Annotated in this window: 20 protein-coding genes and 2 pseudogenes; 13 read left to right on the top strand and 9 right to left on the bottom strand. The window is 64.1% G+C overall.

Annotation, left to right across the window (positions count from 1 at the left end):
• Positions 1-68 precede the first annotated feature (68 nt).
• Positions 69-836, bottom strand: coding sequence for a helix-turn-helix transcriptional regulator (locus RX331_RS02640; RefSeq protein WP_317255113.1), 768 nt, complete (start codon positions 834-836; stop codon positions 69-71).
• A gap of 186 nt (positions 837-1,022) precedes the next feature.
• Between RX331_RS02640 and RX331_RS02635 the strand changes: the two genes are divergently transcribed.
• From RX331_RS02635 to RX331_RS02625, 3 genes are all read left to right on the top strand, one after another.
• Positions 1,023-3,296: a marine proteobacterial sortase target protein gene (locus RX331_RS02635; protein ID WP_317255112.1), complete on the top strand. Its 2,274-nt coding sequence runs from the start codon at positions 1,023-1,025 to the stop codon at positions 3,294-3,296.
• Between the two features lie 206 nt (positions 3,297-3,502).
• Positions 3,503-4,078 carry a class GN sortase gene (locus RX331_RS02630; RefSeq protein ID WP_410708092.1) on the top strand — a complete coding sequence of 192 codons (576 nt, stop codon included), beginning with the start codon at positions 3,503-3,505 and terminating at the stop codon, positions 4,076-4,078.
• A gap of 169 nt (positions 4,079-4,247) precedes the next feature.
• Positions 4,248-6,467 carry an acetate--CoA ligase family protein gene (locus RX331_RS02625; RefSeq protein WP_317255111.1) on the top strand — a complete coding sequence of 740 codons (2,220 nt, stop codon included), beginning with the start codon at positions 4,248-4,250 and terminating at the stop codon, positions 6,465-6,467.
• 66 nt (positions 6,468-6,533) lie between these two features.
• On the opposite strand, the gene RX331_RS02620 is transcribed toward RX331_RS02625, so the two are convergent.
• Positions 6,534-7,295: a S1 family peptidase gene (locus RX331_RS02620; RefSeq protein ID WP_317255110.1), complete on the bottom strand. Its 762-nt coding sequence runs from the start codon at positions 7,293-7,295 to the stop codon at positions 6,534-6,536.
• A 111-nt stretch (positions 7,296-7,406) separates the two neighbouring features.
• Here RX331_RS02620 and RX331_RS02615 point away from each other — a divergent pair, with 111 nt between their 5' ends.
• The 3 genes from RX331_RS02615 (at position 7,407) to RX331_RS02605 (ending at position 10,462) form a co-directional block, all read left to right on the top strand.
• On the top strand, positions 7,407-8,039 hold the full coding sequence (locus RX331_RS02615) for an HAD-IA family hydrolase (RefSeq protein ID WP_317255109.1): 633 nt from the start codon (positions 7,407-7,409) through the stop codon (positions 8,037-8,039).
• Between the two features lie 110 nt (positions 8,040-8,149).
• Complete coding sequence (locus tag RX331_RS02610) at positions 8,150-9,097, top strand: MoxR family ATPase (RefSeq protein ID WP_317255108.1); 948 nt, start codon at positions 8,150-8,152, stop codon at positions 9,095-9,097.
• Positions 9,098-9,103: 6 nt separating this feature from the next.
• A complete protein-coding gene (locus RX331_RS02605) occupies positions 9,104-10,462 on the top strand; it encodes a vWA domain-containing protein (protein WP_317255107.1) in 1,359 nt (452 codons plus the stop codon).
• A 6-nt stretch (positions 10,463-10,468) separates the two neighbouring features.
• On the opposite strand, the pseudogene RX331_RS02600 reads toward RX331_RS02605, so the two are convergent.
• From RX331_RS02600 to RX331_RS02585, 4 genes and pseudogenes are all read right to left on the bottom strand, one after another.
• Positions 10,469-12,704, bottom strand: a pseudogene (locus RX331_RS02600) (molybdopterin cofactor-binding domain-containing protein).
• Positions 12,701-13,198: a (2Fe-2S)-binding protein gene (locus RX331_RS02595; protein WP_317255106.1), complete on the bottom strand. Its 498-nt coding sequence runs from the start codon at positions 13,196-13,198 to the stop codon at positions 12,701-12,703. The pseudogene RX331_RS02600 and the gene RX331_RS02595 overlap by 4 nt, the downstream one beginning before the upstream one ends.
• The gene (locus tag RX331_RS02590; RefSeq protein WP_317255105.1) at positions 13,195-13,620 is read right to left on the bottom strand and encodes a c-type cytochrome; all 426 of its coding nucleotides are present in this window, start codon (positions 13,618-13,620) and stop codon (positions 13,195-13,197) included. Before RX331_RS02590 ends, RX331_RS02595 begins: the two co-directional genes overlap by 4 nt.
• Positions 13,506-14,549, bottom strand: coding sequence for a cytochrome c (locus RX331_RS02585; protein WP_317255104.1), 1,044 nt, complete (start codon positions 14,547-14,549; stop codon positions 13,506-13,508). Before RX331_RS02585 ends, RX331_RS02590 begins: the two co-directional genes overlap by 115 nt.
• Before the next feature lie 236 nt (positions 14,550-14,785).
• Here RX331_RS02585 and recQ point away from each other — a divergent pair, with 236 nt between their 5' ends.
• Positions 14,786-16,648 (top strand): DNA helicase RecQ, encoded by a 1,863-nt coding sequence (gene recQ, locus RX331_RS02580; protein ID WP_317255103.1) that lies wholly within the window; start codon positions 14,786-14,788, stop codon positions 16,646-16,648.
• A gap of 171 nt (positions 16,649-16,819) precedes the next feature.
• Here recQ and RX331_RS02575 read toward each other — a convergent pair whose 3' ends face one another.
• A complete protein-coding gene (locus tag RX331_RS02575; protein ID WP_317255102.1) occupies positions 16,820-17,833 on the bottom strand; it encodes a 1-aminocyclopropane-1-carboxylate deaminase in 1,014 nt (337 codons plus the stop codon).
• Between the two features lie 159 nt (positions 17,834-17,992).
• Here RX331_RS02575 and RX331_RS02570 point away from each other — a divergent pair, with 159 nt between their 5' ends.
• Together RX331_RS02570 and RX331_RS02565 are read left to right on the top strand one after the other, a co-directional pair.
• Complete coding sequence (locus tag RX331_RS02570; RefSeq protein ID WP_317255101.1) at positions 17,993-18,457, top strand: Lrp/AsnC family transcriptional regulator; 465 nt, start codon at positions 17,993-17,995, stop codon at positions 18,455-18,457.
• 105 nt (positions 18,458-18,562) lie between these two features.
• Complete coding sequence (locus RX331_RS02565) at positions 18,563-19,132, top strand: hypothetical protein (protein WP_317255100.1); 570 nt, start codon at positions 18,563-18,565, stop codon at positions 19,130-19,132.
• Between the two features lie 144 nt (positions 19,133-19,276).
• On the opposite strand, the gene RX331_RS02560 is transcribed toward RX331_RS02565, so the two are convergent.
• A complete protein-coding gene (locus RX331_RS02560; RefSeq protein ID WP_317255099.1) occupies positions 19,277-19,543 on the bottom strand; it encodes a hypothetical protein in 267 nt (88 codons plus the stop codon).
• Positions 19,544-20,006: 463 nt separating this feature from the next.
• Here RX331_RS02560 and RX331_RS02555 point away from each other — a divergent pair, with 463 nt between their 5' ends.
• Positions 20,007-20,309, top strand: coding sequence for a hypothetical protein (locus RX331_RS02555; protein WP_317255098.1), 303 nt, complete (start codon positions 20,007-20,009; stop codon positions 20,307-20,309).
• A gap of 61 nt (positions 20,310-20,370) precedes the next feature.
• Here RX331_RS02555 and RX331_RS02550 read toward each other — a convergent pair whose 3' ends face one another.
• Positions 20,371-21,627, bottom strand: coding sequence for a S1C family serine protease (locus RX331_RS02550; protein ID WP_317255097.1), 1,257 nt, complete (start codon positions 21,625-21,627; stop codon positions 20,371-20,373).
• A 237-nt stretch (positions 21,628-21,864) separates the two neighbouring features.
• Between RX331_RS02550 and RX331_RS02545 the strand changes: the two are divergent.
• The 3 genes and pseudogenes from RX331_RS02545 to RX331_RS02535 form a co-directional block, all read left to right on the top strand.
• Positions 21,865-22,241, top strand: a pseudogene (locus RX331_RS02545) (glycosyltransferase 87 family protein); the annotation flags it as partial.
• A gap of 94 nt (positions 22,242-22,335) precedes the next feature.
• Positions 22,336-22,605: a hypothetical protein gene (locus tag RX331_RS02540; protein ID WP_317255095.1), complete on the top strand. Its 270-nt coding sequence runs from the start codon at positions 22,336-22,338 to the stop codon at positions 22,603-22,605.
• Positions 22,606-22,925: 320 nt separating this feature from the next.
• Positions 22,926-23,918, top strand: a complete 993-nt coding sequence (locus RX331_RS02535; RefSeq protein ID WP_317255094.1) for a tripartite tricarboxylate transporter substrate binding protein — start codon at positions 22,926-22,928, stop codon at positions 23,916-23,918.
• The last annotated feature ends 66 nt before the right edge of the window (positions 23,919-23,984 follow it).

The raw sequence follows: 23,984 nt of genomic DNA, 5'->3' as shown, positions 1-23,984 counted from the left end.
TGAACCGAACCGCCGCGGCGTACTGAATCGTCCGCTTTCGCGGACGATGACACCGGAGGATGAGGCGGCTATCCCGGCAAGAAAAGCGCAAACGATTCATCCGTCGTTCGCCGCAAGTGCTGGCGGTACAGCGCATGATTGGGATCGTCGGACGAAATCCGGCCAAAGGTCGCTTCGGCCACCATCTTGATTGGCAGATAGGCGATTGGCGCCGCGATCGGCGTCAGCGACGAGCCGCGGCCAGCGAGCAGCGTCGTGATGATCCCGTACATCTCACCCGAAATCGCCAGGTGCGCCACAGTGATCAGGCGATGCTGGCCGTGCCGGTTGGTGACCAGATAGATGTGTCGCGACTGATTCGGCACTGCGACTTCGCCGAATTGGGTAAAGGCCGCGTCCTGTCGTTCGCTCTCGCGAAACACCAGCGAGGAAGCCGCCGTGTCCCAGCCGATCTCGGTGCGATAGGCGAAGATCGCGTCCTTCTCGCCGAACGAAGGACGAACCGTGACGTAGGTGCCCTCGAGCCACGCCACCGCGCGGCGCGAATAGGCGCCGAGGCCGTCGGGTGCGATCTCACCGTTGACCGCCGGTGCCTGCGCCGGCGGCGCCTCCGCTGCCTTGCGCAGGGAGACGCCGAGCGCCTGTTCGAGGCGAACGGTGGTGGCCAGCGTAAACGGGCGTCGGCCGCCCAGCACCTTTTCCAGCGTTGAAAGGCTGAGCTTTGCGAGCTCGGCCAGCGATTGCCGGGACATGCGGCGACGGGCGATTTCCTCACGAATGGTGTCGGCGACCTGCCGGCTCTGCTCGGCGGAAAGCTGCTGGTCCGGCGCTGGCATCGTTACCCCTGATTGATCGCCGCCAGTCTAGCAGACGGACAATCCATCACAAACCCGCACAAAACCGCCGCCGCCTGGACGGAGGGCGGTGGCCGGCGACTGGACAATGCCGATCATTCCGCTCGCGCCAAATCACTGGATTCCACACCCTCTCCGCACGGCGAAATCGCCGTTCGGAGAGACGACATGACCACATGCGACGAAATTGAAGCCGACAAACGCGGCGAGCAGCCCAGCCTGATCCGGCTGGTGCTGTTCTTTTTGATGCAAGGCGTTGCCGTGATTCTGGTCGGATTTGCGGCATTATTTTTGAGCTTTGAGCCGGTCTGGCCGGCGGAGCGCCTGCAATCCAACTACCTCAAGCCCGGCGATGCGCACGCCGGCTCGCTGCTGCTCAAGATCGACGAGGGCTATGCCGACGCTGTCCGGCTCGGCGTCGATGTCGATCTCACCGTCTCCGGCCCCACGGTCCGCGCCCGCGTCACCCAGATTTTCCGGAACCCGTCGAAGGACTGGGTCGAGGCGGTCTATGTTTACCCGCTGCCGTCAGGCGGCGCGGTCGATTCGCTGAAGATGGTGATCGGCGACCGCGTCGTGGTCGGCGATATCAAGGAGCGGCAGCAGGCCAAGGCGATCTACGAGCAGGCCAAGAGAAGCGGTCACAAGGCGGCGCTGACCGAGCAGGAGCGGCCGAACATCTTCACCAATTCCGTCGCCAACATCGGTCCCGGCGAAACCGTGCTGGTGCAGATCGAATATCAGGAGCCGGTCCAGCAATCCGGCAGCGAGTTTTCGCTGCGGGTGCCGATGGTGGTCGCGCCGCGCTATAATTCTGCACCGGTGGTGCAGAGCGTCGACTTGTGGCCCGGCAGCGGCGGCTGGGGTTCGACCAAGTCTGATCCCGTGCCGGATCGGATGCGCATCTCGCCCGAGGTGCTCGATCCCGCGACCAATGCGCCGGTCAATCCGACGCGCATCACGGTGCGGCTGCAGGCTGGCTTCCCGCTCGGCGAGGTCAAGAGCCATCATCACGCGATCAAGACCGAAAAGCCCGACGCCAACACGAGCGTCATCAGGCTTGCCGAAGGCCCGGTGCCGGCGGACCGCGATTTCGAGCTGACCTGGAAACCGGCGGCCGAGCAGGCGCCCTCGGTCGGACTGTTCCGCGAGCGCGTCGGCGACAGCGATTATCTGCTTGCCTTCCTCACGCCGCCCTCGGTCGAGCAGGCGCTGCAGAAGCCGCTGCCGCGTGAGGTGATCTTCGTGATCGACAATTCCGGCTCGATGGGCGGTGTTTCGATCATCCAGGCCAAGGCGAGCCTGATCTACGCGCTTGGCCGCCTGCAGCCGAACGATCGCTTCAACGTCATCCGCTTCGACCACACCATGGATGTGCTGTTTCCGTCCGCCGTGCCGGCCGACAGCGAGCATATCAACCGCGCCACGTCGTTCGTCGGCGCGTTGCAAGCCAATGGCGGCACGGAAATGGTACCGGCAATGCGCGCAGCACTGTTCGACAAGGCCAGCGATGCCAACTACATCAGGCAGGTGGTGTTCCTCACTGATGGCGCGATCGGCAACGAGCAGCAATTGTTCGAGACCATCAATGCACTGCGTGGCCACTCGCGGATCTTCATGGTCGGCATCGGCTCAGCGCCGAACACCTATCTGATGACGCGCGCCGCCGAGCTCGGCCGCGGCACCTTCACCCATATCGGTTCGGTCGAGCAGGTTGAGGAACGCATGCGCGGCCTGTTTGCCAAGCTGGAGAATCCCGCCGTCACCAACCTTGCAGTAAAATTCTCCGACGCCAGCGCCGACATGACGCCGGCGGCACTTCCCGATGTCTATCGCGACGAACCGCTGGTCCTGGCGGCGAGGCTCGACAAGCTCGCCGGCTCAGTCGAGATCAAGGGCCGCATCGCCGACCGGCCCTGGACCGTCACCCTGCCGCTGGCGAATGCAGCCGAAGGCAAGGGCCTATCCAAGCTCTGGGCACGCCGCAAGATCGCGGATGCCGAGGTTGCGCGCACCACCCGGCAGGCCACGCCTGAGGATGCCGACAAGACCATCCTCACGCTGGCGCTTGAGCATCAACTCGTCACACGGCTGACCAGCCTGGTCGCGGTCGACAAGACGCCGAGCCGTCCCTCGGGCGAGCCGCTCAAGCTCTCGGAATTGCCGATCAACCTGCCGGCGGGCTGGGACTTTGAAAAATTGTTCGGCGAGCGCCCGGGCGTTCCGGCGACGCCAACCGAGCGGCGCGCCGATACTGAAGAAGCGCAGGTTCAGGTCGCGGCCCTGAAACGAGCACAGCCTGTTCCGACGCAGGCACCCAATACGGTCGCGCTGCCGAAGACGGCCACCGACGCCGAACTGAAGATGATTGCCGGCGTGATCCTGCTCACATTCAGCCTGATCCTGTTGGTGTTCACTCGACGCGAGATGTCATTGCCCTGACATCGGCTGAGAGGAGGAGACCTCCCCGACCTCCTCCTTCACAGAGCGCGCGCGGCTTCCACCCGTCCCCCAAGAGCCGCGCGCGCCGCTTTTTCTCTCCGCACGGCCGTCATTGCGAGCGAAGCGAAGCAATCCATCTCGCAGGCCGGACGGTGTGGATTGCTTCGTCGCTTCGCTCCTCGCAATGATCGGCGGCAAAAATTCCGATGCGCTTCATCCTCCCTCTCCTCCTCGCGCTGATCGGCCTCACCCTGTTCGGCCAGGGCGCCTACATCCATGCCAAGGCCCTGCTCGCGCAGGTGCTGCTGGAGCGCGCCTTTGAGCAAACCATCGCCACCGGGCGCGAGACCAAGCCTTGGTCATGGGCCGACACATGGCCGGTCGCGCGCATCGAGGTGAAGCGGCTGGGAAGCCGCGCCATCGTGCTCGCCGGCAGCAGCGGACAGGCGCTCGCCTTCGGCCCGGGCCATGTCGAACGGACATCCGACGCCGGCGAACGCGGCGTCGCCGTCTATTCGGCGCACCGCGACACCCATTTCGCTTTCCTGAAGAAGGTCGTGATCGGCGACGAGATCGAGGTGACGCGAGGCGACGGCAAACACTTCCGTTACCGGGTGGACGGCACCTCGGTGGTGCGCTTCGATGCCTCCGGCATCGATCCGCTCGCGGATGGCTACCATCTCGTGCTATCGACCTGCTGGCCATTCGACGCGCTGACACCGGGACCGGACCGCTACCTTGTGCACGCGAGCATGATCAGGCCAGCGCAAGGCTCGAACTGAATTCTCCGCCAGCCGGGAAATATTGCGCGGCGCGAATGGCGCTCATGGCGCAACGCGTGTTGCCACCCTCATCAAGTCTCAATAAAAAGGGCTCAATCAAAAGAACAACATGACGCGGCGATCATTCGCGATCGCCACGCCAAAGCAAGCAACAGAGTTAGGGATCTCCATGGACGCTCAGGCAAGCACCGCATCGCACACGGTCGAAAAATGGTCGCCCTCACCTGACGCCAGCGACATCGTCAAGCGCATCCATGCAATGCTGCATCCGTGCAACATCGTGCTGGTCGGCGCCACCGACAAGCCCGGCAACTATGCCGAGCGCATCTGGAACAATTTGATCAAGTACAAGTACGAAGGCGGGCTTTATCCGGTCAACGCCAAGCGCGAAACGATCTGGGGCGTGCCCTGCTACAAGGATTTTGCCAGCCTCCCCGAAAAGCCCGACCATGTGCTGGTGCTGGTGCCGGCGCGCTTTGCGGTGCAGGTGATCCGCGACGCCGCGGCCACCGGGGCGCGCTCTGCCACCATCGTCACCTCGGGCTTCAGCGAGTTGCAGGACGAGGAAAGCCAGCGCCTGGCGGTGGAATTGAAGCAGGCGGTGAAGGAGACTGGCCTCGCCGTCACCGGCCCGAACTGCCTGGGAAATCTGAGCGCGGGCGAAAAGCTGTTTACCAATATCGACGACCGCATCGTCACCATGGAAGCCGGTCCGGTGGCGATCGTCGGGCAATCCGGCGCGATCGTGATGGCGATCCGCCAGACGCTGGAAGATCGCGGCGTCGGCGTCGGCTACATGGTGACGACCGGCAACGAGACCGGCCTCGAGACGCCGGACCTGATGGCTTATTTCGCCGCCGATCCCTCGATCCGCGTCATCGTGGTCTATCTCGAAGGCGTCCGGAACACGAAGGTGTTCCGCGAGGCCTGCAAGGCCGCCCGCGCCGCCGGAAAGCCGGTGATTGCGCTTAAGCTTGGCGCCTCCGAAGGCGGCCGCGCCGCCGCGATGGCGCATACCGGCGCGCTCGCCGGCTCGATCGAAACGTTTGACGCGATCTCGACCCGCGAAGGCGTGATCCGCGTCCGCGGGCTCGACGAATTGATCGAGACCACGGAATGCTTCGTCCATGCCGATCCGCCGAAGGGTAACCGCCTCGCCGCGGTGTCGCTGTCCGGCGGCAAGCGCGGCCTGTTGATCGATGCGTTCTATTCGGCCGGCATGAACTTTGCCCCGCTCAGCGCGAATGCGACGTCGCAACTGGCGCAGATGCTCGGGCCCGGCAGCATCGTCGGCAATCCGCTCGATGCGGGTTTCGCCGCCGTGGTCGATCCCTCCGTCTACATGAAGTCGATCAAGATCATGATCGACGATCCCGATACCGACATCGTCATCATCGACGCCGAGCTGCCGAAGGCGCCGCATGAGTTGCGCGAGCGCAATCTGCGTATCGTCAACGAGATGGCGGGCGAGGCCAACAAGCCCGTGGTCTATATCAGCGCGATGTCGATCGGATTCACCGAGTTCACCAAGGGCTTGCGCAAATCGCTGCCAAACATCGCCGTCATGCAGGGCCTCGACCGCGCGGTCGGCGCGATCAAATCACTGATCGAGTATGCGTCTTTGCGCAAGGAAGTGCCCGACATCGTGTCGAGCTCGAAAGCCTCCGCGCGCTCGGTATTGGAGAAGACGCTCAAGGCTGCGAACGGCGCTGCCCTCGACGAGGTCGCCTCGAAGAAGCTGCTCAAGGCCTACGGCATTCCCGTCTCGAAGGAAGAGATTGCGCGGACTGCAGCCGAGGCGGTGAAGATCGCCAAGAAGATCGGCTTTCCCGTCGTGGCGAAGGTCGCCAGCGCTGATATTCTTCACAAGTCGGATATCGGCGGCGTGGTGCTCAACCTCAACACCGCCGCCGAGGTGAAGAAGGCATTCAACGACATCACGGCACGGGTCAAGAAGATCAAGAGCAAACCCAAGCTTGAAGGCATTCTGATCGCGCAGCAAGTCAAGGCCGATCTCGAGCTCGTGGTCGGCGCCTCGCTCGATGCCGAGATGGGGCCTGTGGTGCTGTTCGGTACCGGCGGCGTCGATATCGAATTGATGAAGGACGTCGCGCTGGCCGGCGCGCCGCTCGACGAGGCCGAAGCGAAGCAGCTGATCGCCAAGACCAAGGCCGGCGTGAAGTTGAAGGGCTATCGCGGCAAGCCCGCACTGCACGAACCATCCGCAGTGAAGGCGCTCGTCGGCCTGTCCAACCTGATGGCCGATGCCGACGGCCGCATCGCTTCGATCGACGTCAACCCGTTCCTGATCAACAGCAAGCTCGGCGTCGCCGTCGACGGCCTGATCGTGCTGAACAACGCCGCCGCGAACAAGGCGGCAGGGCGTTAGGCGGCTGACTCGGTGGCCATTGTCGTCCCTGCGAAAGCGATGCTTTCGCAGGGGACGACGGTGTGGTTACAACCCCGCGCCCCACTTCTGCGCCGTCTGCACGATCCAATCGCGATAGAGTGTCAGCGGCGTCACGCCCGTCATGCCGCCGCAGCCGGCGTTGCCGTTCGGCCCGGTCGACCAGCTCACGACGCCGATGATCACCGGGCCGCCTTGCTTGTCCTCGAAAACCGGCGCACCGGAATCGCCAGTGCAGGCGCCGAGCCCCTCGCGCGCACCCTGCCCTACCGGATCGACCAAACGAATCTGCAGCGTCCCCGGCTTGCCCGTCGCAACCAGGCCAGCGACGCGGATGGTGCCGCCGCTTTTGCCGTCGCCGCGCACGGTCACGCCGATGCCGGCGATGGTGAAGCGGCTGCCGACATTGATCGGGATGTCAGGCAATCCGAGCACAGAAGGTGCCTTGCCCTTCGGCGCTACCGCCAATTGCAGCAGCGCGACATCCGCTGTGGCGCGATGTCCCGACATCGCCTGCATGTTGAAACCGGGATGAATGGCGACCGCCTTGACATCCCTTAGCGAGGGCTGCCGGTCGGCGTCGTATTCGACGATCTTGTAGTCAGCGCCCGGCGGCACGCAGTGCGCCGCGGTCAACACCAGTTTTGGCGCGATCAGCCCCCCAGTGCAGAAATTGCCGCGCGAGCCGACGATGGTGACGACCGAGCGGGCCACGCCTTCGGTCGACGGCGCGCCGCCGCCGACGATGGCGTGCGCAGGAGCCGATAGCGGTAGTGCCACGCTGACAATGAAGCAGGAGAGACGTTTCATCGGTGCAGCCATAGCCTGCGGCGCGCGGATCGCCAAGCGCCGGATCAGGCTGGTTCTCACAGGCATTCCGTGTTAGCCGCTCGGAGACGTGTTTCTGTCATGCGAGGAACAATGATCGAGGCAGTGATCTGGGATTTCGGCGGAGTGCTCACCACCTCGCCGTTCGAGGCCTTCGCGCGGTTCGAGACCGAGCGCGGGCTACCGGTCGACATCATCCGGCGCACCAACGCCGCCAATCACCTCGAAAACGCCTGGGCCAAATTCGAGCGCGCCGAAATCGACATCGAGGCCTTCGACGAATTGTTCGCCGCTGAATCGCTGGCGCTGGGCGCCGCCGTTCGCGGCAAGGACGTGCTGCCGCTGCTATCGGGCGACCTGCGGCCCGAGATGGTCGAGGCGCTCAAGCGCATCAAAGCAAAATTCAAGACCGGCTGCATCACCAACAACCTTCCCGCCAATGCCATCGGCAGCGAGGGCGGACGCATGCTCTACATCGCCGAGGTGATGGCGCTGTTCGATCATGTCATCCAGTCTGCAAAAAGCGGCCTTCGCAAACCCAATCCGCGCATCTACCAGATGATGGTGGAGGCTCTTCAGGTAGATCCGAAAAACTGCGTCTACCTCGACGATCTCGGCGTCAACTTGAAGCCGGCGCGCGAGATGGGCATGACCACGGTCAAGGTGGTGAGTGCCGCGCAGGCGATTGCCGATCTCGAGGCCGCGACCGGGCTGGCTTTGCGCTAGGCGGAAAATACCGCAACTTGCGCCCTCGTTATGCCGAAACGGCGCTTGTTCTTTGCCGGGAACGCGGGCAGAAACACTCCGAAATCCAGCGAATTCGGAGTTGAAACCCCGTGGCTGACATCGGGCCTTCGGCCTCCATCGAGGCAGTGGAAAGCGGTCTTGCGGCGCAAGGCTATATTGCGAGCCGCCAGATTGCGACCGCGGTCTATCTGTCGCAGCAGATCGAGAAACCCATCCTGGTCGAAGGCCCGGCCGGCGTCGGCAAGACCGAGCTGGCAAAAGCGATCGCCGCCTGGCGCGGCATGAAGATGATCCGCCTGCAGTGCTATGAGGGGCTCGACGAGGCCAAGGCGCTCTACGAGTGGAAATACGCCAAGCAGCTTCTCTACACGCAGATCCTCAAGGACAAGCTCGGCGAAGTGCTCGGCGGCGCGCCGACGCTGGAGGCAGCGCTGAACCAGCTGCACGATTTCGGCGACGTGTTCTTCTCCAAGGAATTCGTCGAGCCACGGCCGCTGTTGCAGGCGCTGGAGCAGCCGGCCGGCTGCGTGCTGCTGGTCGACGAAATCGACAAGTCGGACGCCGAATTCGAATCCCTGCTGCTGGAAATTCTCAGCGACTTCCAGGTGACTATTCCGGAGCTCGGCACGGTCGTCGCAGTCTCGCCGCCGACCGTCATCCTGACATCGAACAGCGAGCGCGATCTCGGCGACGCGCTGAAGCGGCGCTGTCTGCATCTGCACATCGGCTTCCCCGAGCAGAAGCTGGAAGAGCGGATCGTCGAGAGCCGCGTGGCCGGCATTTCGCAGACGCTGCGCCGGCAGATGGTGAGCTTCATCAACGAGGTCCGCACGCTGGACCTGAAGAAGCTGCCATCGGTCAGCGAGACCATCGATTGGGCGCGCGTGCTGGTGCTGCTGCAGGCGTCCGAGCTCGGCCATGAAGTGGTCAAGGACACGCTGAACGTGCTCCTGAAATACGAGGCTGACATTGAGGCGACCATGCCGCAGGTTTCCACCTTCATCGCGAAGGCATCGCGCCCAGGCGTCTTCGGGTGATCACGCATGAGAGAGAACCTGCATCGCTTCTTTCGTGCGGCGCGGGGCGCAGGCGTGCGGCTCTCGCCGGCCGAAAGCATCGATGCGATGCGGGCGGTCTCCAAGGTCGGCTTCACTGATCGAACGATCCTGCGCGACACGTTCCTGCTGACGCTCGCCAAATCGCAGGACGAGAAGAAGGCGCTCGGCGACTGTTTTGATCTGTTCTTCGATACGCTGGAGCCGGAAGCGCCGCCCGAAGGCGGCAAGACGGACGAGCAGGACGCGTCCGGATCGAATGCGCCCCCCGGTGATGCCGGCGAGCAGGCCGAGGAGCTGGGCCAGCTCGCCCAGATGCTGCTGGCGCAGGACCGCAACGAAATCGCAGCCGCCATCGCCAATGCGGCGAACGCGGCCTCGCTGTCCGACATTCGCTACTTCACGCAGCGCGGCATCTTCTCCGGCCGCATCCTCGACCAGATGGGCATCCAGCGGCTGCGCGACGATCTCGACAATCTGACCGCCACCAATCCGGCGCTGGCGGAGCGGCTCACCAGCGCGCTGGATGGCCTGCGCGGCACCGTCCGCGATACGGTTTCACAGGCGTTGATGCTGTATGGGCGCGAGGAAGCCGAAAACCTCCGCAATGAGATCCTGCGCAACGCGCCGCTGTCGCGGATCGAGCCACGGCAGGTCGAGCAGATGCGGCACCTGATCCGGCAGATCGCGCGCCGCCTCCGCGAGCGCTATTCAAAGCCGCGCAAGCGTCAGCGCCGCGGCCATCTCGATGTCCGCCGCACGCTCCGCCGCAACGCCGCCTGGGGCGGCGTGCCGTTCCTCACCGCCTGGAAGCGGCGGCACCGCGATAAGCCGAAAATCGTGGCGCTCTGCGACGTCTCGGGTTCGGTGGCGCGCGTGTCGGATTTCTTCCTGCTGCTAATCCACAGCCTGCACGAGGTCGTGGACGACGTTCGTTCCTTTGCATTTTCCGGCCACCTGATCGAAGTCAGCGACATCTTGGAATCCAAATCGCCGGAAGAGGCGATGGCCGAGATCATGTCCAAGGTCGGCTTCGGCTCGTCCGACTACGGCAGCTCGCTGGCCGATTTCGAGGACGAATGGATGAGCACGCTGACGCCGCAGACCACGGTGATCGTGCTCGGCGATGCCCGTAGCAACAACCTCGATCCGCGCGCCGATATTCTTCGCAGGATTTCCGAGCGGTCGAAGCGGCTGGTCTGGCTCAACCCCGAGGGCCGCATGGCCTGGGGCTGGGGCGATTCGGAGATGCCGCGCTATTCGACCTTCTGCACTGTGGTGCGCCAATGCGCCACCGCGCAGCAGCTTGAGCGCGCGGTATCTGACATCGTGGCGAGCTATCAGTAAGCCTCCTCACGCATCGATCGCATCCTTGATGCGCTTGCGCGTCAGCGGCAAATCCCGCAGCCGCTTTCCCGTGGCGTTGGCGATGGCGTTGGCAATCGACGCCGCCGCCGGTCCCTGCCCGGTCTCGCCGCTGCCGAGGAACGGCTGGCCAGGGCGATTGATGATGTGGACTTCGATGCTCTCGGGCACGGCATCGAAGCGCAGGATCGGATAGGTTTGCCAATCGATGCTGGTGATCCTGGTGTCGTCGAACGTGACGGCTTCATACAGCGTCCAGCTCATCGACTGCAGGATCGCGCCTTCGATCTGATTGACCAACCCGTCCGGATTGATCACCTGGCCGCTGTCGACCGTCGCCACGGCGCGCACCAGGCGCGCGCGACCGGTCTCGCGGTTTACTTCAACCTCGGAAGCGATGGCGCAATAGGCCGCCAGATTCTTGTATCGTGCAAAGGCAAAGCCGAAGCCGCGGTCCTGCGGTGCCTTCTGGCCTTTTTTCCATCCAAAACCCTGCGCAGCCTTTTCGATCACCGCACGGCCGCGCGGATCGTCGAGGTGTCGGAGCCGGAATTCGACGGGGGCGGTATCGGCGAGGCCCGCGAGTTCGTCCATAAAGCTCTCGATCGAAAACACGTTGTGATAGGCGCCGAGCGCGCGCATGGCCGAAATCCGGATCGGCATCGCCGGAATAAAATGATGCACCACCCGCGCGTCGGGAAATGTGTAGATCGGAATCGCATTGCGGTCGCCGCCGCCCTCCGGCAACGGCAGCGGCCTGGGGGCCGGTACGGCAAAGGCTTGCGCCATGTGCTGCGCCGCCAGCATGGATCCGGCGCCGCCGGGCCGCATCGAATGCGTGTTGCTCCAGACCTCGAAATGCCAGTCAGCGATCTTGCCGCTGCCGTCGAGCGAGGCCTTGAGCCTCGTCACCATCGCCGGGCCGAACGGCTCCCACGCATGCTCCTGCTCGCGCATCCATTGCACGCGGACCGGGCGGCCGGGCAATGCGCGCGCGATCAGCGCCGCATCGGCCGCGGCATCGTCCGCACCATTGTGGCCATAGCAGCCGGAGCCTTCGACATGGATCAGGCGAACGTTCGCCGGCGGCATGCGCAGCATTTCCGCGATGCCCTGGCGATCGGGATAGACACCTTGCGTATGCGTCCACACCGTCATCTCGCCATCGACGAAGTGCGCTACGGCACAGGATGGCCCGATCGACCCATGCGCCTGATAGGGCCGCGTATAGGTGGCCTCGATTGTTCGTTGGCCGGTGGCCGCGGCATTGCCTTTCTCGAAGATGGTCGTGTTCTGCGATGGGAGGCTGGTCAGCACCGCCATCAGGTCGTCCTGCTTCGGCAGGCTCGCGGTCTCCTGCCATTTGGCAGCGGCAGCCAGCGCGTTCATCGCCTTTATCGACAAAAACTCCTTTTCCGCCACGACTGCGAGAAAATTGCCGTCCCGCACGACCTTGAGGACGCCGGGAAGCTTCTCGACGGCGGAAGTATCGCATTCGGCCAGTTGTGCGCCATAGCTCGGCGGGCGCACCCACGCGGGCGTGCACCATGCCCGGCAATCGCATGTCCTGGACGTAAGCGTCCCCGCCGGTGACCTTTGCGGGAATGTCCACGCGCGGCACCGAGTGGCCTATCACTTGGAACGTCGCGGGGTCCCTCAGCTTCGAGCTGGGCTGAGCCTGCACGTGCAACATGTCGGCCGCAACGAGTTCGCCATAGGTCAAGCGATTGCCGTCGGGCGCTACCACCGCGCCGTTTTCGGTCCGCAAATTTTCGGCAGGCAAATCGAGCCGGGCGGCGGCTTCCGCGATCAGTAGCGCGCGCACCTGGGCCGCCGCGTTCAAAACCGCGGTGCCGCTGTCTTTGGCGGAATTGCTGCCGGCCGTATAACCCTCGTTCGCGGTAAGTTTGGTGTCGGCGGTGACGACGTTCAGCGACGCAAAGGGAACGTCAAGCTCTTCGGCGGCAATCTGTTGAAAGGCGGTCCTGAAACCTTGCCCGAGTTCAGCCTTGCCCGTGAACACCGTAATGCTGCCATCGGCGTCGATCCGGATCCAGGAATCGAGATAGGGCGACGTTTTCAAGCTGCCGGGTGGGCTCCGCGCGGGAGCCGCAGGTGGGGCGCCCTGTTGCTGCGCCGCGGCGCCTAACAGCGAGAAACTGACGATCAAAGCTCCGCCGCCTGCGAGCACACGACGGCGATCGAGAACCACGGCGTCGCTCATCGGGACCTCCCGTCGCTCGTCGAGGAAGCGTCTGCCGTGTCCATGAGCCGGGCCGCCCGGTGTATCGCGCGCAGGATACGCATATGGGTGCCGCAGCGGCACAGATGCGGCTCGAGTTCGGCGCGGATCTGCTCGTCCGTTGGCTTCGAATTCTTCTGCAGCAGGGCCTGCGCGCGCATCATCATGCCGGCGATGCAATAGCCGCATTGCGCCGCCTGCTCTTCGATGAAGGCGCGCTGGATCGGCGCCGGCTCCGCGCTCGAGCCGAGACCTTCCAGCGTCGTCACCTGCTTGCCTTCCAAGAGGACCATGGGCGTGACGCAGGACAGCACCGCCTTGCCGTCGGCGATGACCGTGCAGGCGCCGCATTGCCCGAGCCCGCAGCCGAACTTGGCAGCGTTGAGCTTGAGATCATCGCGCAGCACGTACAGCAGCGGCGTATCCGCCTCTGCATCGACCTGATGCTCCCGGCCGTTGACCTTCAATGTCATCATGGCTTGCCTCGCTGCGCCGGATCGATGGACGCTTTGCCCGGTCCTGGGCCGGACGATGCCTGGAGAACTGCGGATTGCCTCCGGCGCGCATCCGCGATGGTCTTATCGAGGTCGGTCCATGCCGGCTGATCGCTGAACCGCGCCCGCAAATAATTCAACAGGGCCAAAACCTGTTCGTCATTCATGCTGGCGGCATAGCCCGGCATGATCGGGCTGCGCTCGCCTTCCACCGAGCGGATGCCCGACAGCACGATATTGGCGAGGTTGCGCGGATCGGGACTTGAGATCGCGGTGCTGAGGCCGAGATTTACGCCGCCGAACGACAATGGCCGGCCGCTTTCATGGCATGACGCGCAGGCCGCCGCATAGATCGATGCGCCGGCCGCATTGGTCTGCGCAGCCTTCTCGCTCCGCGCCAACATCGCCTCGCGCGGCTCCCTGCGATCCCGCGCGCGCCCGATACGCCGGCCATATAAACCGCGATGGCACGAACATCGCCAGGCGGCACCGACGACAGATTGCTGACCACTTCCGCCATCGGCCCGCGCGCGGTGCCGTGATCAGGATGGAAGCCGTGGCGCAGATAGGCAAACAGTGCGTCTGATGTCCAGGGCACCGGCGACCGAGACTGGTCGTTGATGGCGTAAGCGTGCCAATTGTCGACATCGCCGCCGGCGAATTGTGCGCTGGCGCGTTCCGCACCCAGCGCGTTTCGCGGCGTGTGGCAGGCGCCGCAATGCGCGAGCCCTTCGACCAGATAGGCGCCACGATTCCATTCGGCGCTTTGCTTGGGATCCGGCTGATAGGTGTCGTGACGAAGGAACAGCAATTTCCACCCCGCGATGGCAAAACGCTGGTTGAACGGGAAGGAAAGTTCGTTCGCGCGCGCCGGCGCACGAACCGGCTGCCGCGTCATCAGGAAGGCATACAGCGCCCGATTATCCTCATCGCTGACATTGGTGAAATGATCGTAGGGGAATGTCGGATAGAGGTGCTGTCCCTGGCGATTGACGCCGGAGCGCATCGCGCGCTGAAACGCGGCCTCCGACCATTGCCCGATTCCCGTCTCGGCATCGGGCGTGATGTTGGTAGAGAAGATCGTGCCGAACGGCGTCTGCACGGGAACGCCGCCCGCAAAATCACTGCCCCCGCGCGCGGTATGACAATCGCTGCAATTGCCGATTGCCGCCAGTTCCCGCCCCTTCTTGACGAGCGCGGCATCGAAGGTCTGCGGCGCCGGCGGATCGATTGCGGCAAGCGCCGGCCGCCAGACAATCGCAAACACCGCCACGACGGTTGCGATCAGCACCACGGCGACAATACCCGCGATGATCCGCACCGGTCCCGTCATGCGCGTCCCTGTGTTTATTGTTTGGGATTTCTACTAACACATTTCTCCTGCCGTCGTTCGGCCATGAAGCCGTCAATCACCGGCAGTTGACCCCTGACAGGCCTGAAATCTGCCGTAAGCGCCTGGAATCAGGCATGGACTTGCCGGGGACTTTTTGCCTACTTAACTTCATCAATTCCGCCCATCTGCTTCAAAGGCGGTTGCCACGCGGCCTTCAATTGGACGACTTCACCGCTATGCCCGCCCCCGCCGCCCACAACCATGCCGCAAGCCCTGCCCTCGATGCATTGTCGGTGCTCAATTCCGTGTTCGGCCTGTCGGCGTTCCGCGGCGCGCAGGAAGAGATCATCCGGCACGTCACGGACGGCGGCAACTGCCTGGTGCTGATGCCGACCGGCGGCGGCAAGTCGCTGTGCTACCAACTGCCATCGCTGCTGCGCGAAGGCTGCGGCATCGTGGTGTCGCCGCTGATCGCGCTGATGCGCGACCAGGTCGCAGGGCTGATCGAGGCTGGCGTCAATGCAGCCGCGTTGAACTCAACACTGTCCTTCGACGAAGCTTCGGAGGTCGAGCGGCGGCTGCTCGCCGGCGATCTTGATCTGCTCTATGTCGCGCCAGAGCGGCTACTGACGTCGCGCTGCTTGTCACTGCTCGGACAGGCCAATATCGCCCTGTTTGCGATCGACGAGGCGCATTGCGTGTCGCAATGGGGGCACGATTTCCGCCCCGAATATATCGGCCTGTCCGTCCTCGCCGAACGTTTCCCTAACGTGCCGCGCATCGCGCTGACCGCGACCGCCGACGAGATGACGCGCAAGGAGATCGTGACCCGGCTCGCCCTCGACGGCGCGCCGAGCTTTATCTCCAGCTTCGACCGCCCGAACGTCCGCTACGAGATCGTCGAGAAGCAAAACGCGCCCGCCCAGCTCAAGGCCTTCATCAGCGAGCGCCACGCCGGAGATGCCGGCGTCGTCTATTGCCTGTCACGCGCCAAAGTCGAGGACATCGCCCAGACGCTGACCGATGCCGGCATTCCGGCCCTACCTTATCACGCCGGCCTTGATGCGGCCGTTCGCGCCCGCAACCAGGACCGCTTCATCAACGAGGATGGCGTCGTGATCGTCGCCACCATCGCGTTTGGCATGGGCATCGACAAGCCGGACGTGCGCTTCGTGGCGCATCTCGATCTGCCGAAGAGCATCGAGGCCTATTATCAGGAGACCGGCCGCGCCGGGCGTGACGGCAAGCCATCCAGCGCCTGGATGGCCTATGGCCTGACCGACATCGTGCAGCAGCGCCGCATGATCGATGAATCCACCGGCTCCGATGCGTTCAAGCGCGTCTCGATCGGCAAGCTCGATGCGCTGGTCGCGCTGGCGGAAACCGCAGGCTGCCGGCGCCGCCGCCTGCTCGGCTATTTCGGCGAAGCGGTTACATCGGAGAATTGCGGCAATTGCGACAACTGCCTGTCCCCGCCGCAGCTTCGTGACGGCAAGATCGCTGCGCAAAAACTCTTGTCCTGCGCCTACCGCACCGGCCAACGTTTCGGCGCCATGCACCTGATCGACGTGCTGGTCGGCCGCCTGACCGACAAGGTCACGCAGTTCGGGCACGACAAGCTGTCGGTGTTCGGCATCGGCCGCGACCTCAACGAGAAGCAATGGCGCGCCGTGATCCGGCAACTGGTCGCGATGGGCCATCTGCGCGCCGATAGCGAGGCTTTCAATGCGCTGAAATTGACGGAGAGTTCGCGCGGCGTCCTCAAGGGCGAGACCGAAATCATGCTGCGCGAGATGCCGGCCGGGTCGCGCATTCGCGCCAGCCGCACCAAATCACGCCGCGGCGAGCTTGCGCCGCGCGCCGACGTGAAGCCTGCCGACGCCGGCCTGCAGGCCGCGCTACGCGCCTGGCGATCGGAGATCGCACGGCAACGCGGCATGCCGGCCTATGTCATATTGCACGATGCCACCCTCGACGGCATCGCCGCGGCGCGGCCCGCAACGCTGAACGAGCTTCGAAATGTGCCTGGGATCGGCGACAAGAAGCTCGAACATTACGGCGAGGAATTGCTGGCGCTGGTGCGTTCGGCCGACGCGTAAGGTAACGCGGAGGCGCCGGCTCTCCCTCGCCCCGCCCTTGCGGGGAAAGCGTCAGGGTGAGGGGCCCCTCTCTGAGCAAAGATTGTCGAGGGACCTGTACGCCCTCACCCGGATCGCGTCGCGATCCGACCTCTCCCCGCAAGCGGGGCGAGGTTAGAGCGAACACCGTCGCTATCCATTGCGGAAGGTGTAGCCGTATCCGTTGATCGCCGGCGCGCCGCCGAGATGGGCGTAGAGGATCTTCGATCCTTTGGGGAAATAGCCCTTGTTCACGAGGTCGATCATGCCCTGCATGGATTTTCCCTCATAGACCGGATCGGTGATCATGCCTTCGAGGCGGGCGCAGAGGCGGATCGCCTGCTTGGTTTCTTCCGACGGAACGCCATAGGCCGGATATGCGTAGTCCTCGATCAGCACTACATCGTCCTCGACGATGCCGCGGCCCAATTCGACAAGGCTCGCCGTGCCACGGGCAATCTCGAGCACCTGGGCCTTGGTCTGGGCGGGCGTGAACGACGCGTCGATGCCGATCACCTTGCGCTCGCGGCCGTCCTTGGCAAAACCTACCAGCATGCCGGCATGGGTCGAGCCGGTGACGGTGCAGACGACGATGTAATCGAAGGCGAAGCCGAGCTCCTTCTCCTGCGCCCTCACCTCTTCGGCAAAGCCGACATAACCGAGCCCGCCATATTTGTGCACGGAAGCGCCGGCCGGGATTGCATAGGGCTTGCCACCCTTGGCCTTCACATCGGCAATCGCCTCTTCCCAGCTCTGGCGGATGCCGATGTCAAAGCCTTCATCGACGAGGCGTACATCCGCACCCATGACGCGGCTGAGCAGGATGTTGCCGACGCGGTCATAGACGGCATCCTCGTGCGGCACCCAGCTTTCCTGCACCAAGCGGCACTTCATGCCGATCTTGGCTGCGACGGCGGCGACCATGCGGGTGTGATTGGACTGCACGCCGCCGATCGAGACCAGCGTATCGGCATTGGAAGCGATCGCATCGGGGATGATGTATTCGAGCTTGCGCAGCTTGTTGCCGCCGAAGGCGAGCCCCGAATTGCAGTCCTCGCGCTTGGCGTAGATTTCGACCTGGCCGCCGAGATGCTGCGACAGCCGCTCCAGCTTTTCGATATGGGTCGGCCCGAAGGTCAGCGGATAGCGTTCGAATTTTTCCAGCATCGTCGTCCCCGTTGGTGGTCTGATCCAGCGAAACGCCCTACCATCCAGCACGAGAAAGGTGCTCTCGAAGCTTCTGGCCAGTATGCTAAGATGTTGCGCCAGAATCCCATTTCTCTATGTTTTCATTCGTATTCTAGCCGATATCTGAAAGATTCTCTCATGGCCGGCAGACTGGACCGCATCGACCTTAAGATATTGCGTTTGCTGCAGAATAACGGGCGGCTGACCAATGCGGAGCTGGCCGAAACCGCCGGTGTCAGCGCCGCAACCTGCCACCGCCGCACCCAGCGCCTGTTCGACGAGGGCTATGTCCCCCAAGTCCGGGCGATGGTGGCGCCGCGCAAGGTCGGCAAGGGCGCGCTGGTCATGGTCGGCGTCGTGCTCGACCGCTCCACGCCGGAGAGCTTTGCCGCCTTCGAACGGGCGATTGCGCAGCTCAAATTCGTGCTGGATTGCCACCTGGTGGCGGGCGATTTCGACTATTTCCTCAAGATCCGGGTCGGCGACATGGAAGATTTCAACCGCATCCACGGCGAGCAGCTGATCGGGCTGCCGGGCGTGCGGCAGACCCGAACCTTCTTCGTGATGAAGGAAGTGGTCGATAATGCGCCGCTCGATTTCTGATGGCGTTTTGCATCCGGCGGGGCGGAGGTCTCCCCGGTGTTCTCCGGGGAACCACGGCAGAGTCTGGCCACTTAGCGCTCGATGTCCTATCAACCGGGAATGACCATGAAATTTTTTCGGCGGGCTTTTGCCCTCGCCATTATTTTTGCTGCCACGACGGCGCGCGCCTCGGACGAACTCCCACGGCCCGAGCCAGATACCATCATCTTCGCGATGATGTCCGGCAGGTGCAGCACATTCAAGGTCGCGGGGCGGGATTTTGCCTGCCGGGCCGTGGCGTTCTTCCAGACCGAGGAAGGCAGGGCGAATTTCACTGTTGCGCTCGACGACCCCAGCGACGACAGCCACACCATCACCTTTTCCGGCGACAATGGGCGGCGGCCGGACGCCAACGTGTATGAACTGCCGATCGACCGGATGCTGCTGAAATCCAAGGATCGGCCGAAGGCCGATGGCCTGCCGGTGCCGTTTGTCGAATCGACCGCCGGCCTCTGCACCCAGGTCGGCAACTTCGTGACGCTGGAGCTCTCCAGCATCTCCTGTACCGCGGTCGATAGGAACGGCAAGAAATACGAGCTACACTATCAGTCCGACGGCGCGCCGATGGCGGTGCGCCGCATCAAGCGGATGCGGGTCGGCAGCCCCGCGGTCTCGCCGTTCGATGATGTGAAATGAAAGGCCGCCGACGGTAAACCGACGGCGGCCAGTGTCGATCCGCACATGGCTCGCGATTGCGCGGACAAATTCAAGCTAGCTGCAAAGTCCTCCCGGGAAGTGGAGGCCGCCAGTCAAAGTCGAACGATTGCGTTCATACCCGCTTTACCGTCGGCCTCGCTCGCGCGCGGTCCATGTCGGCAGGATCGAGCTTGCGATCTCGAAGGCGACGGCCCATCTCGGCTTTTCTTCTTCCGCGCCGGGAACGTTGATCTGCACGCCGCCACCGTCAGTGACGGTGTCAGAAGCGGCCTGCACGGCGGCTTCGAGTGCGGCGCCCCGCGATTCGTAGACGCCGCCGATCTTGATGTTGTCGGCGAATACCGACCAACCGAGTGGTGCCTTCACGACTTCGAATACCGATCGCTCCATTGGCTCTCCTGTATCGTTTCACCGGTAGCGTTTACGCCCCTCGCCGATACGGCGAATCCTGGCCGCGGGGGCGTGACGCGGGGACGTTGGCTTGCCTGGGGCCTTTGCCCGCCAATCGAAGGCCCGCAGTCCTGTCAACGAATGCACCGCCGGTGCAATGGCGACTTCCTTTCGCGCGGCATCGACAACCCGATCGAACTCAGCTTCGCCCATCCTAGACTCCATGGCTCCCGGCATGCTGCCGCCAGGACGATAAGAGGAACCGCGCTGGGCACAGTTCGCCATGCAAGTTTGTTGTTTGAACGCTGGCCGATCGTCGCTTCGATGGCGAAAAAGGGCCGAAATCGGGAAAGCTCTTGTTCCATGATTCACGAAACGGTGGGCCGGACGCCCTGCTGGCGCCTCCCCTTGGCCCAACTTGGCCCACGCGTGCTAGATTCGGTGGCGAATCAGGAGGGTTTGCATGCCGGTAGACAGTGACAGCGCCATTGCGTGGCACCGCGCCCAGCTCAAGAAGCTTCGCGAGACCTTGAGGGGTATCGAGACCGCCAGATTCATGGTGGGCGAATCAGCGCAGGCGAACAGGACCGGCAAGACCCAGAAGACGATTGCCGAGCTCGAGCAGAAGATCCGGCAATCGCAGCACATCATCGCCGCCTATGAGCGGCAGACAAGGCGGCCGTTGGCGACCGACCAGCGCAGCCTCGCCAGCGTCAGCTGGAGCAGCTGGGCCGTCCAACCGGCGCACGGCCGCAACTCGCGATAAGCGTTAAACGGCCTGCAGGCTGCCGGATCCGGCGGCGAGGCGCATGCCGGCGCCGCCGTCCCTAGTTCTTCGCCGCCTCTCTCTCCTTCGCCTTGACCTTGCAGGAAATCAAGAACGTAAACGCCCGCGCGTTGCGCGCGATGTCGGCCGTCTTCAATTCCGCGTTGGCGTCGGAGGTCTGATATGACACCACGCTGTTGTCGAGAAAATCGCGCAAAGCGCCGGTCTTGATGGCGAAGTTGATGTTCTCGGGAATGTTGCCGGTGGCGCGCACGAATTTGAGAGCATTGAGTTTCGCCGCGACCACGCCGACCACGTCACCGCTGGAAGCGAGCAGCGGCCCGCCGCTATTGCCGGGCTGAACGGCGGCGCTGATCTGCAGGAAGCGCGTGTCGTTGAGAAGGCCGCTCAGCGAGCTCACGATCCCGGTCGTCACCGTGAAGTCCGACGTCAGCAGGCCGTGAAAGGGATAGCCGATCGCCACCACGCTGTCGCCGGACTGGATCGCCTTGTCCCTGATCCTGGCGACCTCCTTGAACGAGCCCGTCGCCTGCAGCAGCGCCAGATCGTTGGTCTCGTCGCTCGAGACGAGGCGCAACTTGGTCGGCGCCTCGCCGGTGAGATTGCCCAAAATGTCGCCGATGCATCCCTGCACGACATGCGCGTTGGTCACGAGATGTCCGTTCGTGCTGACCAGAAATCCGCTGCCGGCCTGATCGAGCAGCCTGTCAGGCTTGCCCGGCGCGGGCTCCGGCGCCGCCGCTGCGGCGACCGGCTTGGCGGCGGGCAGCACATTGAAGTCGCCGGCACTCGCCAATCCCGACTGCTTGATCTTGGCGACGCAATTCGCCAGCACCGGCAACAGCTGCCCGGTCTGATCGAGATTGAACTGGAACAGCTGTCCCTGCGTATAGGCCGTCATCGCCTTGGCCCGCCGGAACTGGCTGATCAGCGAGGAATTGCTTGGCATCGGCACGCGAACCAGTTTGTCGGCGATCGGGACGCCATGGACATTGAAGGGCTGCTGGCCGTCGAACGTCAGCGTCAGTGGAAAGGCTTGTCCCGGCGTGAGCTTCCACTGCTCATGCATGAAGCCGAGACCCCACCCGCCATTGCCATCGATCGTCACTAGGAAATAGATGCCGCTGGCGTATCGGGCGCCTGCCGCGCAATGAGAGAAGGCTCCTGTCTGGTCGTTTGTATAGGCGCCGCCCTGCCAGTTTCCGATGCTGATCGAGCCGTAGGGCCCCCGCGCATCGGCAATCGAACTGGCCATCGCACACAGCAAGGCTGCGGCCGCGGCAACACGAAACTTCATCAGCACGCCCCCCACATTCTCAAGATGAGCATATTTGCCTTTGCAACCAGAGTCCATTTGGCCGGCGCGACAAGGGCGAATTTTCATCTTCGGGGAAAGCAAAATCGGCGCGGCACCGGCGTCCTGGCCGCTGCGGACACCGCTGCCTGATCTGCCAGAACCAACACGGCGTTTGCTGCCTGGCTCTCTTCTCCGCTTGATTTCCGGCCATGGGCCTATCCGCCGAGCTTCCTGCTGATGCTGCTGCCGCTCGCGCCGCAAGGCTTCTTCGGCTCCTATGTGGCGTTTCAGATCGCAAGCGGCGCGCTGCTGGCGCTGGCGCTGCGATCGAGCACGAAAGCCGTCCTGCGAGCGGGTGCCCTGCTCGCAGCCGTGCTGATCTGTCCGGCGTCGGCCATCAATATGATCGACGGTCAGGCCGTCTTTCTGGTCGCGGCGCTGATCGTCGGCGGCTTCAGCCTGCTCGACCGGCGCCCTATCTTGCCGGGCTGGTGCTGGGACTGCTGACGTTCAAACCGCAGTTCTGCATCCTGGTCCCCATCGCGCTGGTTGCTGCCGGTCGGTGGCGCGCGCTGGTGGCGTCAGGACTATCCGCGCTCGCACTGATGATTGCGAGCGGACTGGTCTTCGGCTGGGACCTGTGGCTGCGCTGGTTTCCTGTCATCATTGAAAATCTCGTCAGCCCGAACCAGAATCGAGTTTGGCCGCATGGGGGGTTACAGCGTCTATACCTGCGCCGTTCTGCTCGGCGCGCCCGATCGGCTGGCCTCGTTGATTCAACTGGAAAAGACCGCCGTCTTTCTCGCCGCGACCGTGCTCGCCGCACCGCATTCCGGCCCCTATGACGGGACGCTGCTGGCGATCGCCGTGGCGTTTTGGCTGATGGCGCGCAGCGCGCCGCTGCCGCTGTGGTGCTGGACGCTGGCGTCCATGATCTGGCTATTTCCGATGCTGAGCCGCCCCTGCTGTTTCCCGTAGCCCGGATCGCCCCGCTGTTTCCCGTGCTGATCGTGCTTCTGCTGCGTCCCGCGCCACCCGCGACCAGTGCGATCGCCCCCTCTCCTGCCGGATAGCTCACCCACCCTCTCCGACCGGTCGTCTGCTACTTTTGGGGAGCGACCAAACGCCCCGGTGCATGCCGGGGTCCGGCCGCTCATTTTGATGGATCGTGCCTGGCATCTTGCATACGGTGGGGGCCCATCGCCCGGCCCGCCAGCAGCGGAGCCGGGACCTGCAAAAATCAAGGTCGCGCCGCTGGCCAGCGCGGACGCCGATTGCAATAACCGGAGGAAAATGCCGTGAAGCCCAGAGTTGTCCGGTGCGCCCTGTTCACACTTCTGGCGGTCGTAGCCGCCGTCGCCGGCCAGGCCCCAATCGCGGCGCAGGCCCAGACCTGGCCTGACAAGGCGATCACCTTCATCGTGCCGTTCGCGGCCGGCGGCGGCACCGATGCCTTTGCCCGCCCGCTGGCGGCCCAGCTCGATACCCAGCTCGGCAAGCGCGTGCTGATCGAGAACCGCGCCGGTGCCGGCGGCACCGTCGGCGCCTCCGCGGCGTCCAAGGCCGCGCCCGATGGCTACACCTTCTTCGTCGGCGCTGCGCATCACGCCATCGCGCCCTCGCTCTATCCCAATCTCGACTACAACATCGAGAAGGATTTTATCCCGGTGGCGCTGATCGCGCGGCCGCCGCAGGTGGTCGTCGTCAATCCGGACAAGGTCGCCGCCAAGACGCTGGCCGAATTCATCGCCTATGCCAAGGCCAATCCGGGCAAGTTGAATTACGGCTCGGCCGGCGCCGGCACCACGCACCATCTGGCCGGCGAGCTGTTCAAGATCCTGACCAAGACCAACATTCAGCACGTGCCCTATCGCGGCGCCGGCCCCGCCATGCAGGACCTGATCGCCGGCCACGTGCCTGTCGTGTTCGACGGCCTCGGCTCGTCGGCCGCCCCGGTCAGGGCCGGACAGCTCCGCGCGCTCGCCGTCGCCGCACCGAAGCGCGTGCCGGCCTTCCCCGATCTTCCGACCGCTGCGGAAGCCGGCCTTGCCGGCTATGAAGTCTCGACCTGGTACGGCGTGTTCGCGCCGAAGAATACGCCGCCGGCGATCGTCGAGCAGATGACAAAGGAGTTGCGGAAAGCGATGCAGGTGCCCGCGATCACGGAGGCCTGGGAACGCAACGGCTCGGACGTGCCCGACGTCACCGGCCCGGCCTTCGCGAAGATGGTCTCCGCAGAAGTCGAGCGCTGGCGCAAGGTCGTCAGCGAAGCGAACGTCAAGCTTGACTGATCCGGCAGCACCAGGCGCGGCACGCTGCTTGGAGCGAGCGTGCCGCCCCACGCCTGATGGTCAGTT

The sequence above is a fragment of the Bradyrhizobium sp. BWA-3-5 genome (assembly GCF_032917985.1).
In the GTDB taxonomy this organism is placed as follows: Bacteria; Pseudomonadota; Alphaproteobacteria; order Rhizobiales; family Xanthobacteraceae; genus Bradyrhizobium.
This window is presented reverse-complemented; position numbering and strand designations above follow the sequence as displayed.

What these genes read in the sequence shown, in the direction of transcription:
- RX331_RS02640 (WP_317255113.1), bottom strand. Translation starts at nt 836, where the DNA reads ATGCCAGCGCCGGACCAGCAGCTTTCCGCCGAGCAGAGCCGGCAGGTC.
- RX331_RS02635 (WP_317255112.1), top strand. Translation starts at nt 1,023, where the DNA reads ATGACCACATGCGACGAAATTGAAGCCGACAAACGCGGCGAGCAGCCC.
- RX331_RS02630 (WP_410708092.1), top strand. Translation starts at nt 3,503, where the DNA reads ATGCGCTTCATCCTCCCTCTCCTCCTCGCGCTGATCGGCCTCACCCTG.
- RX331_RS02625 (WP_317255111.1), top strand. Translation starts at nt 4,248, where the DNA reads ATGGACGCTCAGGCAAGCACCGCATCGCACACGGTCGAAAAATGGTCG.
- RX331_RS02620 (WP_317255110.1), bottom strand. Translation starts at nt 7,295, where the DNA reads ATGAAACGTCTCTCCTGCTTCATTGTCAGCGTGGCACTACCGCTATCG.
- RX331_RS02615 (WP_317255109.1), top strand. Translation starts at nt 7,407, where the DNA reads ATGATCGAGGCAGTGATCTGGGATTTCGGCGGAGTGCTCACCACCTCG.
- RX331_RS02605 (WP_317255107.1), top strand. Translation starts at nt 9,104, where the DNA reads ATGAGAGAGAACCTGCATCGCTTCTTTCGTGCGGCGCGGGGCGCAGGC.
- RX331_RS02595 (WP_317255106.1), bottom strand. Translation starts at nt 13,198, where the DNA reads ATGATGACATTGAAGGTCAACGGCCGGGAGCATCAGGTCGATGCAGAG.
- RX331_RS02590 (WP_317255105.1), bottom strand. Translation starts at nt 13,620, where the DNA reads ATGTTGGCGCGGAGCGAGAAGGCTGCGCAGACCAATGCGGCCGGCGCA.
- RX331_RS02585 (WP_317255104.1), bottom strand. Translation starts at nt 14,549, where the DNA reads ATGACGGGACCGGTGCGGATCATCGCGGGTATTGTCGCCGTGGTGCTG.
- recQ (WP_317255103.1), top strand. Translation starts at nt 14,786, where the DNA reads ATGCCCGCCCCCGCCGCCCACAACCATGCCGCAAGCCCTGCCCTCGAT.
- RX331_RS02575 (WP_317255102.1), bottom strand. Translation starts at nt 17,833, where the DNA reads ATGCTGGAAAAATTCGAACGCTATCCGCTGACCTTCGGGCCGACCCAT.
- RX331_RS02570 (WP_317255101.1), top strand. Translation starts at nt 17,993, where the DNA reads ATGGCCGGCAGACTGGACCGCATCGACCTTAAGATATTGCGTTTGCTG.
- RX331_RS02565 (WP_317255100.1), top strand. Translation starts at nt 18,563, where the DNA reads ATGAAATTTTTTCGGCGGGCTTTTGCCCTCGCCATTATTTTTGCTGCC.
- RX331_RS02560 (WP_317255099.1), bottom strand. Translation starts at nt 19,543, where the DNA reads ATGGAGCGATCGGTATTCGAAGTCGTGAAGGCACCACTCGGTTGGTCG.
- RX331_RS02555 (WP_317255098.1), top strand. Translation starts at nt 20,007, where the DNA reads ATGCCGGTAGACAGTGACAGCGCCATTGCGTGGCACCGCGCCCAGCTC.
- RX331_RS02550 (WP_317255097.1), bottom strand. Translation starts at nt 21,627, where the DNA reads ATGAAGTTTCGTGTTGCCGCGGCCGCAGCCTTGCTGTGTGCGATGGCC.
- RX331_RS02540 (WP_317255095.1), top strand. Translation starts at nt 22,336, where the DNA reads ATGGGGGGTTACAGCGTCTATACCTGCGCCGTTCTGCTCGGCGCGCCC.